The organism is Archangium sp. (assembly GCF_036389735.1).
GTDB lineage: Bacteria > Myxococcota > Myxococcia > Myxococcales > Myxococcaceae > Archangium.
On sequence record NZ_DASVWK010000179.1, the window covers coordinates 1 to 12,813 of the forward strand.

13 protein-coding genes are annotated in these 12,813 nt (G+C 66.6%); 4 read left to right on the plus strand and 9 right to left on the minus strand.

The window, feature by feature from the left end; genetic code table 11:
- Together VF794_RS06580 and VF794_RS06585 are read left to right on the plus strand one after the other, a co-directional pair.
- The coding region (locus VF794_RS06580) for a dienelactone hydrolase family protein (protein WP_331108327.1) at window positions 1-308 on the plus strand (308 nt) is incomplete at its 5' end.
- 70 nt (window positions 309-378) lie between these two features.
- Window positions 379-1,263 carry an alpha/beta hydrolase gene (locus tag VF794_RS06585; protein ID WP_331108328.1) on the plus strand — a complete coding sequence of 295 codons (885 nt, stop codon included), beginning with the start codon at window positions 379-381 and terminating at the stop codon, window positions 1,261-1,263.
- Window positions 1,264-1,299: 36 nt separating this feature from the next.
- On the opposite strand, the gene VF794_RS06590 is transcribed toward VF794_RS06585, so the two are convergent.
- Window positions 1,300-1,665 carry an MmcQ/YjbR family DNA-binding protein gene (locus VF794_RS06590; RefSeq protein WP_331108329.1) on the minus strand — a complete coding sequence of 122 codons (366 nt, stop codon included), beginning with the start codon at window positions 1,663-1,665 and terminating at the stop codon, window positions 1,300-1,302.
- Window positions 1,666-1,808: 143 nt separating this feature from the next.
- On the opposite strand from VF794_RS06590, the gene VF794_RS06595 reads away from it, so the two are divergent.
- Window positions 1,809-2,930, plus strand: coding sequence for a tryptophan dimethylallyltransferase family protein (locus VF794_RS06595; RefSeq protein ID WP_331108330.1), 1,122 nt, complete (start codon window positions 1,809-1,811; stop codon window positions 2,928-2,930).
- A complete protein-coding gene (locus VF794_RS06600) occupies window positions 2,927-3,631 on the plus strand; it encodes a hypothetical protein (protein ID WP_331108331.1) in 705 nt (234 codons plus the stop codon). Before VF794_RS06595 ends, VF794_RS06600 begins: the two co-directional genes overlap by 4 nt.
- A 138-nt stretch (window positions 3,632-3,769) precedes the next feature.
- Here the strand turns inward: VF794_RS06600 and VF794_RS06605 are convergent, their stop codons facing one another.
- The 8 genes from VF794_RS06605 to VF794_RS06640 form a co-directional block, all read right to left on the minus strand.
- A complete protein-coding gene (locus VF794_RS06605) occupies window positions 3,770-4,411 on the minus strand; it encodes a hypothetical protein (protein WP_331108332.1) in 642 nt (213 codons plus the stop codon).
- Entirely contained in the window at window positions 4,408-6,336 is a 1,929-nt protein-coding gene (locus tag VF794_RS06610) for a hypothetical protein (RefSeq protein WP_331108333.1), read from the minus strand. Before VF794_RS06610 ends, VF794_RS06605 begins: the two co-directional genes overlap by 4 nt.
- Window positions 6,336-7,181 carry a hypothetical protein gene (locus tag VF794_RS06615; protein ID WP_331108334.1) on the minus strand — a complete coding sequence of 282 codons (846 nt, stop codon included), beginning with the start codon at window positions 7,179-7,181 and terminating at the stop codon, window positions 6,336-6,338. Before VF794_RS06615 ends, VF794_RS06610 begins: the two co-directional genes overlap by 1 nt.
- Window positions 7,171-9,180, minus strand: coding sequence for a hypothetical protein (locus VF794_RS06620; protein WP_331108335.1), 2,010 nt, complete (start codon window positions 9,178-9,180; stop codon window positions 7,171-7,173). The genes VF794_RS06615 and VF794_RS06620 overlap by 11 nt, the downstream gene beginning before the upstream one ends.
- Window positions 9,181-11,019: a hypothetical protein gene (locus VF794_RS06625; protein ID WP_331108336.1), complete on the minus strand. Its 1,839-nt coding sequence runs from the start codon at window positions 11,017-11,019 to the stop codon at window positions 9,181-9,183. It lies immediately after the preceding gene.
- A complete protein-coding gene (locus VF794_RS06630) occupies window positions 11,019-11,645 on the minus strand; it encodes an OmpA/MotB family protein (RefSeq protein WP_331108337.1) in 627 nt (208 codons plus the stop codon). The genes VF794_RS06625 and VF794_RS06630 overlap by 1 nt, the downstream gene beginning before the upstream one ends.
- A gap of 3 nt (window positions 11,646-11,648) precedes the next feature.
- Window positions 11,649-12,359: a MotA/TolQ/ExbB proton channel family protein gene (locus VF794_RS06635; RefSeq protein WP_331108338.1), complete on the minus strand. Its 711-nt coding sequence runs from the start codon at window positions 12,357-12,359 to the stop codon at window positions 11,649-11,651.
- A gap of 10 nt (window positions 12,360-12,369) precedes the next feature.
- On the minus strand, window positions 12,370-12,813 hold a 444-nt coding region (locus VF794_RS06640), incomplete at its 5' end, for a tetratricopeptide repeat protein (RefSeq protein WP_331108339.1).

Genomic DNA, 12,813 nt, shown 5'->3' on the forward strand with positions numbered 1-12,813 from the left:
CGTTCTATGGCGGCGGCATCGGCCCGGTCGAGGACGCTTTCGGCCGCAAGCCCCTGCTCGATCGCGTTGGGGACATGCAGGCGCCGATGCACCTGTGGTACGGCACGGAGGATCAGTTCATCCAACCGGAAGAGCATGGCCGCATCGCCGAGGCGATGAGCAGGGCGGGCAAGCAATACACCCTGACGGTGTTTCCCGGGGTCACCCACGGCTTCTTCTGTGAGGATCGGGCGAGCTACGATAAGGAAGCCGCGCGGCGGTCGTGGCGAATCACCACGGCGTTCTTCCACGAGTACCTGGGGGCCTGAGGCTGTCATGCGGAATCAATCCAATCCCGTCCATCCGGAGTTGCGGTCGTTGGTCCGCTGGTTTCCTCGCGTGTCCTTCAACCGCTTCCTCCTGCCCATCGTCCGGCGCCTCAACCTCTCCAGGGCGCGCAGCCCGGAGGGCGTCACCGTCGAGAACGTCTGGATTCCTGGCCCGCCTGGAGCACCGGAGCTCCGCGTCCGGAAGTACGAGCCCACCCAGCGTGCTCCGGGCAGCGCGGCCCTCCTGTGGATCCACGGTGGAGGCTTCATCGTCGGCAAGCCTGAACAGTCGGACGCCGTCTGCGGTCGGTTCGCCAAGGAACTCGGCATCCTGGTGGTCGCCGTGGATTACCGGCTCGCTCCCGAGCACCCTTTCCCGACACCGCTGGAGGACTGTTACGCGGCGCTCTCGTGGATGCACGCACAGGCCGACGCCTTGAGGATCGATCCGGATCGGCTCGCTCTCGGGGGAGACAGCGCTGGCGGCGGGCTGGCGGCGGCGCTGGCGCAGCTGACCCGCGAGCGGAAGCGGATCAAGCCCGTCTTCCAACTGCTCCTGTACCCGATGCTCGATGACCGGACCACCATCCGCGCGGACCACAAGGGAACGGGGGAGTATGTCTGGACGCCGGGCAGCAACGTCTTCGGGTGGACCTGCTACCTGGCTCAAAAACCCGGTGGTCCCACCGCTCCGAAGTATGCCGTGCCCGCGCGGACGGAGGACCTGACGGGACTGCCGCCCGCATGGGTGGGCACCGGCACGCTGGACCTGTTCTACGAGGAGGACGTCGAGTACGCCCGCCGTCTGCGGGACAGTGGCGTTCCCTGTGAGCTGGATGAGGTGCCTGGCGCCTTCCACGCCTTCGAGGTCTTCGCCGGGGATGCCACCATCTCCCGGGAGTTCATCGCCCGGCAGGTTTCCGCCCTGAGGCGGGCCCTCACGGCTGCCGGCTGAGCGGGCCTGGGACAACGAGCGCTTCGTCAGGCGCGCTCACCGCGACTTGGGAGCGGCAGTGGCTCGCGCCTGGTCGAGCTGTTTCACCAGCGCTTTGGGCGCCTTGAGCCGCCAGCCCTGTTCGAGCCGGCGCCGACACTCGGGCACGCGCAGCTTCGCCAGGCGCGCCAGCACCGCGGGCCAGCCCCGGTAGTGGTCCGTGATGAAGTACAGCTCCGGCAGGGCCTGGATCAGGAACTCCTGCTCGTCGACGCTCTCCAGCAGGAACACGACGGACTGGCCGTCTTCCTTCAGGCGCACGAACGACTTGCCGCGAACCTTGAGCGCGGGTGTGCGGAACCAGCTGCCCTCCACCACCTCGGGCAGCTCGCAACCGAGCTTGACCAGTTGCTCCCACTTCATGCGTCGCTCCTAGGAGGGGAATCAGGTTCACTGCTCTCGCACGACTCCTGATGCGATGGAAGCCGCGAGTATTCCTGGTAATGCTGGTTTGTTGCGTTTTTCTACTTTGGGGTCCAAGCCCTCCATGGTACACACCCACGAACATGGCACAGACGGCGGCCGTTTCATCTGCGACCCTGGCGACTCTCGGGAGTGAACGGCTTCACGCGCTCTGCCATGAATTGGGCTACAGCGCGTCCCAGACGCGCTCCACGGTGAGCTTGTTCCAGAAGCTCGCGGGGCCTTGGGGGCAGCGAGCTGTCGGCCTGCCTCCACCGTGGGCGTCGGACATCACCGACGATCACTCACCCTACGAATTCTCGCTCGCCGTCGATGGGCGTGCTTCGGAGCTGCGTTTTCTCATCGAGGTGCAGGGCCACCAGCCGTCGCTTGCGTCGAACTGGGCGGCGGCCCGCGCGATGAACGAATGGCTCGCGGAGGAGTATGGCGTCTTCCTCGGAAGACTCGCGCTCATCGAGGAGCTCTTCGCTCCCACGCAGGACCGCGGTCGCTTCGCCATGTGGCACGCGGTCTGTCTCCGGCCCGGCGAGCCCCCCGATTTCAAGCTCTATCTGAACCCGCAGGCGCGGGGCCCCACGGAGGCGCGGACGCTGGTGGAGACGGCGATGCAGCGGCTCGGGCTCGGTGACTCCTGCGCTCACCTGCCGGCCACGGGACCGGACGACGCGCTCTGCTATTTCTCTCTCGACCTGTCGGCGCGGCCCGAGTCGCGGGTGAAAATCTATACGGCCCACTCTCGGGCGGACGTCGAGCGCATCGAGGCGGCGATCGCCTCAGCGCGGGGCCATGTGCCGGGCCTGGTGCGGGACTTCTGCCAGACCGTCGGAGCGTCGGAAGGGCCCTTCAACGCACGTCCGGTGCAGACGTGCCTTGCGTTCGTTCAAGGCCACGTCGCGCCGAAGACCGCAACCGTCTACTTCCCCATCCGCTCGTACGCGGCAAACGACCGTGTCGCCGCCCATCGCATCCTCCATTCCATGCCTCCCGAGAGTGCGTCGACCTACAGCGGTGCGCTCGAGGCCTTCACGGACCGGCGGCTCGAGGATGGGATTGGCATGCAGACGTATGTGTCGCTTCGGGTGGAGCCCGGACACCGTCGGCTCACCGTGTACCTTTCGCCCGAAGTCTATGAAGTGATGCAGAGCGCGATGCCGGTGCCAACGGCCTTGGACGTTGGCGCCAGGAGTGGAGGAGTCGGACAATGAAAGCCGTGCTGGAAGCCATTGATCGGAGGGCCATCGAGTTCGCCAGGCATCCGTTCTACGAGTTCATGCGCGACGTCACGATCGACCCGCGACAGAGGCTCGCGTTCGTCCCCGTGCTGGCTCATTTCGTGATGACGTTCGCCGATCTGTACGCGCTGGTGCTACGGGAGGAGCCCGCCAAGGACAGGTTCCAGGAGATCGTCAACGCCCACACCTATGAGGACGGTGGCCACTGGAAGTGGTTCCTCGCGGATCTGGACACCCTGGGGGATGACCCTCGGCTGCCTTTCAGCAGCGCACTCAAGTTCGTCTGGAGCAAAGCGACCGAAAAGACGCGCCTCCTCTCGTACCACATGTGTCGCCTCGGCGTCGGAGCCGATTCCCTTCACAAACTGGTGCTCGTGCAGTGCATCGAGGCGACCGGCAAGGTGGCGCTGGGACACGCCGCGCCCGTTGGAAAGCAGTTCGCGGAACTCACCGGGAAGAAGCTGGTCTACTTCGGACCGCACCACTTGGACACCGAGGCCAATCACACACTCGAAGAGGACACCGTGCGGCGCCTGGTCGAGGGCATCGAGCTGGAGCCGGGTCTCGAGCGGGAGCTCGTGGCCCTGGTGGACACGTGCTTCGCCCTGTTTCTGGCCAATGCCGACGAGCTCCTGGCCTTCGCGAAGAGCGGGCAGCGCATCCATGCAGCCTGATAGGAGTTGAGGGATTTGGGGCGAAGGTGAAGGCCGCCCTCTTGGCTGCCTGCGCGGCGTCTACTTCGACGCGGCGTAGGTCAGGATGGGGGCCCGTTGAGGGGGCGTTCTGGTGTTCGGCGAGCATCCGCCGTCGAATCAGAACTCGATCACGAGGCTGATGCGATTGGGCAGCACCTGTGCCCGCGGTGCGCTCAATCCGTACGTGGGGCTGGAGAGGACGCGCACGACACAGTCGCGCTGCTCGCGCTTCAGCTCCGCGCCTGGACCCAGAGGCTCGAGCTCGTGATCCGCCACCGCGCCGCTCTCCGGGTTCACCGAAGCGGTCCAGCGCAACACGCCGGGCCTGTCCGTACCCGTGAAGCACTGCGCGAGCCGGGGGCCGCGCGCCGAGACCTGCAGGCGAAAGTCGTCGAGCCAGGTCGGCGGCGTTTGCGCCTCCCCCAGATAGCTACCGCGCGGCTGGGGTTTGACCTGGACCCGGAGCGGTTCGCGTCTGGGCGGCGGGGCGGGCGCGGGAATTTTCGGCTTTACTTCAGGCGTCTCCCGCACCACGGCCTTCACCGGTGGTGCCGCCTGCTGGCACTCGCAGCGCATCAAGCAGGCCAGCAGCAGCAACGCCAGGAGCACCGCGCGACGCATGCGTCGGCGCTTCCTCTCACGGCGCACCTCGGGGTGCTGCCGCACACGCTCGCGCGCCTGTTGTCGCATGAGCGTCAGCGAACGGCGCAGCTCCTCGCGGCGCTGGCGCAGCTCGCGTCGCAGCTCACGCGGCGTCATTCGGTGAGCCTCCAGCCGAACACCAGCGTGCCATTCGCGTCCCGCCACTCCACCGGTCGCAGTGAGAGGGGCGCGAAGGCCGAGGGCGCCTCGGTTTCCGAGGTCCGGAACGGCCACGGCAGCGGATCCGCGGGAGCCAGCCGGATGTTGCCAGCGAATGCCTCATGGTGGGGCGACAGGGAGCGGGCCCTCCCCGCCGCCGAAGTGTCGAGGTGGCTCAACCCCTCGAGGATGGCCTGCGCACGGGCGATGAGCTCTTCGGACGTGCGGACGTGCGCATTGTTCCCTCCCGACTTGGCCGCGAACGAGTCGAGGACACGGATGACGAGTTTCAGCATGGGAACATTCGCCGCGCGCACGTCGGCGTCCTCGGTCTCGAGTTGCTCCAGGAGTTGCCGTACGAAGCGCAGCGTGAGGTAGGGCTCCTCGGACGCCGCGTCGCGAAGTTGCGTCACCAGCTCTCCCACCTTGCCTTGAGCGAGCAGACGCAGCCGCGCGACGCGCGCGTCGAACGCCCCACCACGCCGGGCGCTCGCCACCACCCGCTCGAACGAGCCCTCATCGCTCCGCAGCGCGGCCCTCCAAACCAGATCCTCGATGACCGGGTTGTACTCCTGCCGCGGCACCAAGGCCTTCAGCGTGGCGATGACCTCCTCGTTGGTCTCGTAGCGCGACAGCACGAAGGACAACCACCGCCGGGCGAGCGCCAGGGTGACCGCTGACTCGCGAGACTCCTCCGCCGTGGCCATCGCGTACGCGAACGAGCGCAGCGCGTCCTGCATCTGTCCGGACTCGAGGAATGCGACGCCTCGGTGCAACGCGATGATCGACCGCTCCCGAAAGCCCGTGCCAGGCTCGAGCTCGAGGAGCCGCTTGCCTCGTTCACCCGCGATGAGCACTCCGCGCTTGCTCGGTGTCTCGCTCGCGTCGAGGTAGCCGACCCACGACTCCAGTTCATCGCCTGCCTTGCGCTCGATGAGCGCGTCGATGATGTCGACCACGAGCTGATCCAGGGCTCGCGTGTCCCGGGCCAGGGGCCGCGCCTGCGAGAACAGATAGAGGCGTCGCTGACGGTTCAAGCTCAGCCACTCGTCCGCCCGCCAGGTCAGGCTTCGGCGCAAGAAGGCCGCCTGCTCCGAATTCTCCGGCCACGCCGCGGCCGCTTCACGCACCTCGCGAATCCCCTCGCTGGAGACGCCAGCGCTTCGGGCTCGCCACGCCGCCGTGAGGCTCTGTTGACGGGCGTCTCGGGCCCGCAGCCGCACCAGTGCGAGATCGAGGTCGAAAATGCGTGCCTCCACCGCGGCGACACTCTGGACCTTCTCGCGCACCAGGGTCTGAAGCGACAGCCACAGGAGCCGACGCAGCAGCAGCCCCGAGACGAGGCGATCCTCGAGGTCATACCGGGGTAATGGCTCGAACTGGGGCATCTGACCCGACTCGAACATCGTGAGGTAGGCAAGGAGGCACGTGCCGCGGAAGAAGCTCACCGAGCGCAGCTCCGGGGCCGAGAGGACGTCGTTGAGCGAGATGAACCGCTGCTGACGCCCGACCTCGAAAGCCCCAAAGGGGGGCGGTACCTCGGGCGGCGGACCCTTGACCATCGCGTGGGTCACCCAGTTGTGCAGCGCCAGCGGCCACAAACCCGCGCCCCCCTGATCGTCCTTGGCCAGGCCGTCCTGACACAGCCCACGATTGCCCAGCGCGGCCCATACGACGGAGCGAAACTCCTCGTCGTGGCTCCCGCGCTCGCCCTGGTTGGCCAGGCTGTTGCGCAGCAACCAGAGCTTGAGCACCTCCTCCGGCCGCTCCTCCCGAAGCGCCAGTCGCGCGTTGTAGAAGACGAGGGTCTGATTCGATGGAGGCTCGCTCGCCACCGCGGCGGTCGCCAGGGTGAGCGCGAGGAGGGGAGCGGCCCAGGACATCAAAACGCCCACCCCGCGCCGAAACTCAGCTCCCACCACCAGCCAAGCCCGGATTGGGTGGCTCCGGAGAGGAGCGGCAGTGCGATCAGGACGCGCGGAGACAGGAAGCCACCGCTCTGAAAGTAGACGTCGAGGGAGAGACCCGTGAGGAGGCTGTATCGCGCGCGCTCGAGCTGCATGCCGGGCAGCCGTGTGCTCTCGAGGTTTTCGATTTCCAGCTCCGACAGCGTGGGCGCGAAGAGCGACCCGGCGGTGTCGCGGAAGCTCGCGCCGGCCAGGGAGCCCGGGTAGAACAGGTAGCGCAGGCCCGCGTTCGCCGAGAACACCAGCTCGGTCGCGGGAAAGAAACCCGGCCGTGCCGTCGTCACCCCTTCGGCGAGCGGGTAGCCCAGGTTGAGGTCCAGCTCGAAGCGGCTGGGACGCCCGGACTGGCGGTAGGGAGTCAGTGCCAGCTTCTCCGTGCTCTCACTGCCCCGCGTGAACACCCGGGTGATGGCGATGTCGCCCAGGAAGCCCTTGATGGGCATGCGAACGAATCCGCCCAGCCGGGTGCTCCTGAAGTTGTTGAGCTCGAGGAGCTGACTGCCCACCAACCCGACGCCGACCCGTGTCTGGCGCCAATCGAAGCGCACGGCGCGGGACGCTGTACCGAGCATTCGCTCGGTGAGCACCTCGAAGGGCGTGCGGTAGCGATCAAGCGTCGTGTCCTCCTGCCCGTTCCCGGAATCGGTCGCCGACTCTTCGTCGCCGCGAGCCGGCTGCGTGGCATCGTCGGCGGGGTCCTCGGCGGCCAGAGCCGTCCGCGGCAGCGCCAGACAGGCGATGAGGAGCACGCTACGGATCACGTGGAAAGCCTCCGTCGGCCGGAACCGGGTAGCGCGGGGCGTAGCACTGGTTGAGGTAGCTCGCGCGGAAACCCAGGGTGACGTTGTAGACGCCGCCCGAGTCGAAGGTCGGATGATCACAGAAGCGAGTGCACTGCAAGAGTGTGGCGTCGAGCGGGAATTCATTCTCCAGCCACATCTTGGCGCCATAGTCCTCCGTCTCCTTGGTCGGAATGCCGAAGGGAACGGTGAGCGAATAGGCGCTGGCCGTCCCGGCGATGAAAAACTCGTATTCAAGGCGCGTGAGAAAGGGGAACTCCCAGAGCAGCCCAAGTGCATAGGCCGGTTGGGGTGTCGCCTCGTGAAGCTCGGGCAACGTCTCCAACGGGAGTGGGTCGGGGCTCAACGGAGAGCGAAAGACAACGTGGGAAGCGAGCGGGTTACCCGACATGCAATGTGAAAAAACGTCGCTCGGCGCCGCCGTCAGGGTTTCATTGTTGAAGAAGGTGATGAGTCCGAAGTCACCGACCTGGATGTTCTCCGAGATCGGCGTGCGCTCGGGTGCCAGGAACTGCAAACCGCGCATGTGGCCCGCCTGCGCTTCGGAATACTTTTCGACGAACCTCAGGTACTGCGCACGGGTGGGGAGGATGGGCAGGGTGTTGAGCCGAAACGGCCCCAGCTTGATATCGGGGATATCCGGCAGCAAGGCACAGGAGTGCTGCGACTGGTCGGAAATCTGATCGAGATCATCCACGTCGAGGTTCGCGGGGCACCAGAGCACCAGACTCTTGAGCGGCGCGCGCCCGAGCGTGTGGGCGAAACTGTCGAACACGAAGGCGCCGCTCACCCGCGGCGAGCTCTTGTCACGCTCGTAGGTGAGTGTCTGCTCCAGCGCCTGCTCGATGACGTCGGCGAGCTTCCCGCTCGGCTCGTCGTGATGAAGGGCCAGGGTGAGCACCATGTCCTGTCCCTGGGCGCGGACCTCGTCGATCCGCGCGCGAAAGCGAGCCGCGAGCTCGGCGGCGAAGTCGGTGGTGCGCCAGTTGTCGATACAGATTTCGGGTGCGCCCGCCAGCAGGAGTCGCTGCACCTGTATCGACTCATGGGGCTTGGAGATCGTCCTCTCACAAGGCCTCAACAGAAAGCCAATGGCGGTGTTGGTGCGGATGGGGCTGTGCAGGGCGGGGAAGGCGGGGCGAACCTCGGGGTTCTTGCGTGCCAACGCCACTGCTTCGAATGGGCCCTGGGCGTCCGTCACGGTCGCCTGGGCACAGACGGCGGGTGAGGCAGAGGCCGACAACGGCAGTTCGTCGCCACCGAACATCGCGCGCATCGAGGTCTCGAGCGGCGCCCAGCCCAGCGGCGTCAGCGCCTCGGGGCAAGCGGAGGCGAACGCGTATCCATAGGGATTGCCGTCGGGCGGCTGAGCCACATCGCCATGCCGCGGGTCGGCGATGCGGAAGGTGCGCCGCAACCCCAGCTCTTGCACCTCGTGGTTGCGAAGGGTCGGGAATTGGTGGCGGGCACGCCACTGCACGTGGGTGTTGTTCTCGTCGAAGACGCCATACACGACGAGGCTGCGGCTCCTGTGTGGCGGTCCCGTGCCGATGATGTTGAGTCTCGTCCTGGGGGGGGTGAGGGCCATCTCCCCGTCGCGGTGGTAACGCAGGCGAATCCCCACCTGCCGCGGAACGCGCTTCACGTGCAGGCTGGTGCTACCCCACCGCTCCGTGCTGCCACGGTCGACCGGCACGTGCGTATGCACGGTGCTGAGCTGGGAGAGGGGCGTCCAGGGTTGCTCCATGTCGTCGGTGCGGTAGGAGACTTCGATTTGACTATCGGGCCCGAGGCCCTGCTCGGCCTTGGCGCGATAGAAGATGAAGAGCGTCTGCTCCTCCTCGAACCAGGCGGCGTCCGCGAGTTCGAATTGCGCCTGGATGTTCGTGAGCGGCACCTTTTCGCAGGAGGCGCAGGCGACGACCGCCAGGAGCAGACATGTGCGGCCGAGGGTGCCCATTCAAGCCACGATCTCCGGGAACGAGACCTTGCCTCGCGTCACCAACTTCTTCACCGCCGACACCAGCTCGTTGTGACCGCGCTGCGCTACCCGGAACTGGTCGGCACGAGAGACGAAGGCCTGGTTGGCACGTACGGCTTCTTGCATCGTGGGCGCGAGTCGGCTGATGAAGCTCTCCTGCCACGCCGGGTTCTGAACCGAGGACCAGCCGGCAAGCCCCTTGAGGTCCACTTCGAGCAGCATGTCCGCTCGAAGCTCGTTGGGCAGCTTGAAGAGCATGTCTGGATAGAAAATGTCCTCGTACCAGCGCGGAAACACTCCATTCGAGCGCTGAAGCGCGCTCGTGAACAGGGCCTGGCGATCTTCGGCGCCGATGTGCGCGAACAGCGCGGAGAGCGCTCCCGCCGCGTCGAACTCGCGCCCTCGATCCAGGATGTCGTGTGGCGCCGGCTTGGGAGCGGACGGCAATGGCAGCCCCGCCCGAGCGGCGTCCAGTACCTCGAAGAGGTACCCCCGCTCTTCCTTGGAAATGCGGTTGGACACCAACAGCTGACTCGCGACCTGGGAGCGAAGCTCGGACGACAGGGTGCGCGCCAGCTCCTGCTGGCCGTCGGTGGGTACCAGGCCGAAGAGCAGCGCCCCATACCGCGGCGGCAGCTTCTCGAGCAGATGGCTCACCCCGACAGTGCCGAACTCCTCGCGAAGGCTGCGGTAGATCTCCGCGTCGGACTGCGCGAGCAGAGACGACGAGATGGCATGTTGGTTGAGCTTGCGGAAGAACTCGGCGTCCGAGGGCAGCTGCTCCTGGTCCAGGTTTCGCAGGTACTCCGCGAGCTCCACCTTGCGGGCGGCGAGCTCTCCGTCCGAGGAGAACGCCAGGGACAGCCGGTCACCAAAGACGAAGATGGCCTTGGCCAGCAGCTCGAACTCTCGCGCCTTCAACCACTCGCGCATCAAGTCCACCACGCCGCCCTCGTCCTTGCCCAGCTCGGCCTGGGCGATCCGGTCGGTCCACAACCGTTGCTGCTCGGTGACGAAGGCGCCCTCTTCGCGCTCCTCCTCCGAGGGGCCCTGGGGGGCCGCGGGGGGGGGGGCCGGCACTGGGGCCGTGGGCGCCTGGGCGTCGTCCGACTTGCCGAGCGCACCGGCCGCCAGTTGCGCCAGCATCGCCTTTTCCTCTAGCGACTCCCGCCCGAGGCGCCGAAGCGCCCAGATGATGATCAGGGTGGCCAGGGTGGCCAGCACCAACGCGATCATCCACGAGAAGTGCGGAAGCAGGCTCACCCACAGCTCGCGCAGCGCCACCCCCGCTTCCCACTTCGCGGGCGGTTCAGGGGGAGGGACGGGCGCGGGCGGAGGCTCCACGCGTGGTGGCGGGGTCGGCTCGGGCGACTCGCTCAAGCTCGTGGAAATGGGCTCGAGGATCTGGCGTCCGACCGTCACCTGGAGCCAGCCCTTCGACAGCCGCTGCTCCAGCCGCCGGACGAGCGCCTGGACGTCGCGGGACGAGACGGACTTCTCGTGGGCGAAGTCGCAGCGCGCCTGGGTGAGGTACTCCTGCGGCGGCACGCTGCCGGGGCCCTCGGAGTGGCCCAGCCCAGGCAGGGAGGAAGAGTGCGGCATGTCGACCACTACGTGGTCTCGGTAGACGCACCCCTTGGAGACACAGCGCTCGGGTGCGCAGTCGCGCGCCAGCGCCAGGTCGAACTGGCTTTCGAGCGCACGCAGCTCCATCAGCACGGGCGAGGGAATGTGCTTCTGCGGCACCGGGGTGGCGCTCGTCTGGGCGAGGGCACTCAACGGCAGCGCGAGTGCGAGGAGGTAGACGAGGTTTCTCATCAGTAGATTCTCACGATGACGCGGCGGTGACGGGCCAGACGCTCTTCGGGGCTCAACCCCTTGAGTTGCTCTTCGGGCAGCGGCTTGGTGTCGGCGTAGCCCTCGACGCGAATCCTCGCGCGCGGGACTCCGACATTCTCGAGCCGCTGCCTCACGACGATCGCGCGGGCGCTGGAGAGTTCCCAATTCGAGGCGAAGGGTCCTCCGTTCACGATGGGCGTGGAGTCGGTGTGCCCCTCGACAGCGAAGCCGTACTTCGTCGAGTAGGGCGCGAGCACCTGCAGCATCGACGCCACGGTCTGTTCGAACTCGGGGCGCAGCTTCGCCTTGCCCGAGTCGAACACCAGCCCGGAGTTGATCGCGAGATCCAGCCCTTCGGCCGACACGCGGGTGTGCACCAGGTCCTGCAGGTGCTTGCTCGCGATCTGCGCGTCGATCTCCTTGCGAATGGCCTCCAGGCTCGCTGGGCTCTCGGCACCGGACATGCTCTTGACGATCTGCTGCATCCGGCCCTTGTTCAAATTCGCCGCCGTGAGCAGCACGACGAAAAAGAGCAGCAGGTTGGTGATCAGATCCGCGTAGCTGAGCAGCCAACTCTCGTCATGCCCCTTGGATCTCCGTCGCATGACTCACGACCCTCCATGAGCGACCAGGGCGTTGACGCTCTTCTCGCAGCGCTCGAGGAACCCCAGCCTCTCATCGAGCAGTCCGTTGAGATAGTGACCGATCGGCCCCGCCACGCCCGCACCGAAGGCCACACCGTAGAGCGTGGCGAGCAACGCCAGGGACATGGACGAGCCGATGTTCAGGTTGTCCGAGTTCATGTTGCGGAACAGCTGGATCATTCCGGTGATGGTTCCCACCATTCCGAACGCGGGGCCGAGCTTGGAGAGCATCTCCCAGTTGCTGATCGCCGGCTGCCAGCGGCTGATCTCCTCGTGCCTGAGATCCATGAAGGCCTTGGCGCTGGCGACCTCGGGCGAGCGATTGAGGATGAGCTCCACCATCTGCTTGACCGCGGCGAAGCGGCTCTTCTCCGCGAGCGAGAGTGCTCCACTGCGCTTGCCTTCGCGCCAGAGGGTATAGAGCTGCTCTCGCTCGGCTTCCATCTGCGCGGTGGTGTGACCGAAGAGGCGCAGGCCCGGGACGAGTTCGCGCAGGCAGAGAATGGTGCGCAGCGCCGTCGAGTTGCTGGAGCCGACCAGCACCGCCGAGGCCGAGCCCACCACCACCATCACCAGCGCGTGGGGATCGAACGCCGAAACGACCTGCGCGTCTCCGCGATCCTTGAAGCCGAACCAGACGACGAACCCCAGAACGATGAATCCGAGAATCTGCATGAGGTGTCTCCTACTTCTGCTGACGCTGCAGCTCTTCGAGCTTCTTGCGAACGTCCGGGTCGCTCTCGATCGCTTCCACCTGCTCGTAGACCTCGATCGCCTTGTCGCGCTCGCCCATCATCAGCAGCAGCGAGGCCTTGGCCCGCAGAAACTCCGGGTGGGACTTGTAGCGCTGCAACACCGTCTCACACCACTCGAGCGCCAGGTCATAATTGCCACCCTTGACCGCCTCCTGCATCAAGGTGCGCGCACGCGTGATGCTCACCTCGGGCGAGCGCTCGTCGATGCTCAAGCCCCGCGCACGGTAGGCCTCGATGAGCGCCTTGTCGGCGCCCGTCGGCGGCGGCGGCACCACCCGGGTGGCCGGGATGGTCTTGACCTCGCCGCTCCCCGCGCCGTGCTCGATGACGATCCTCTGTCCCGTCGAGAGGACCGGCACGTCGACCTCGGTGAT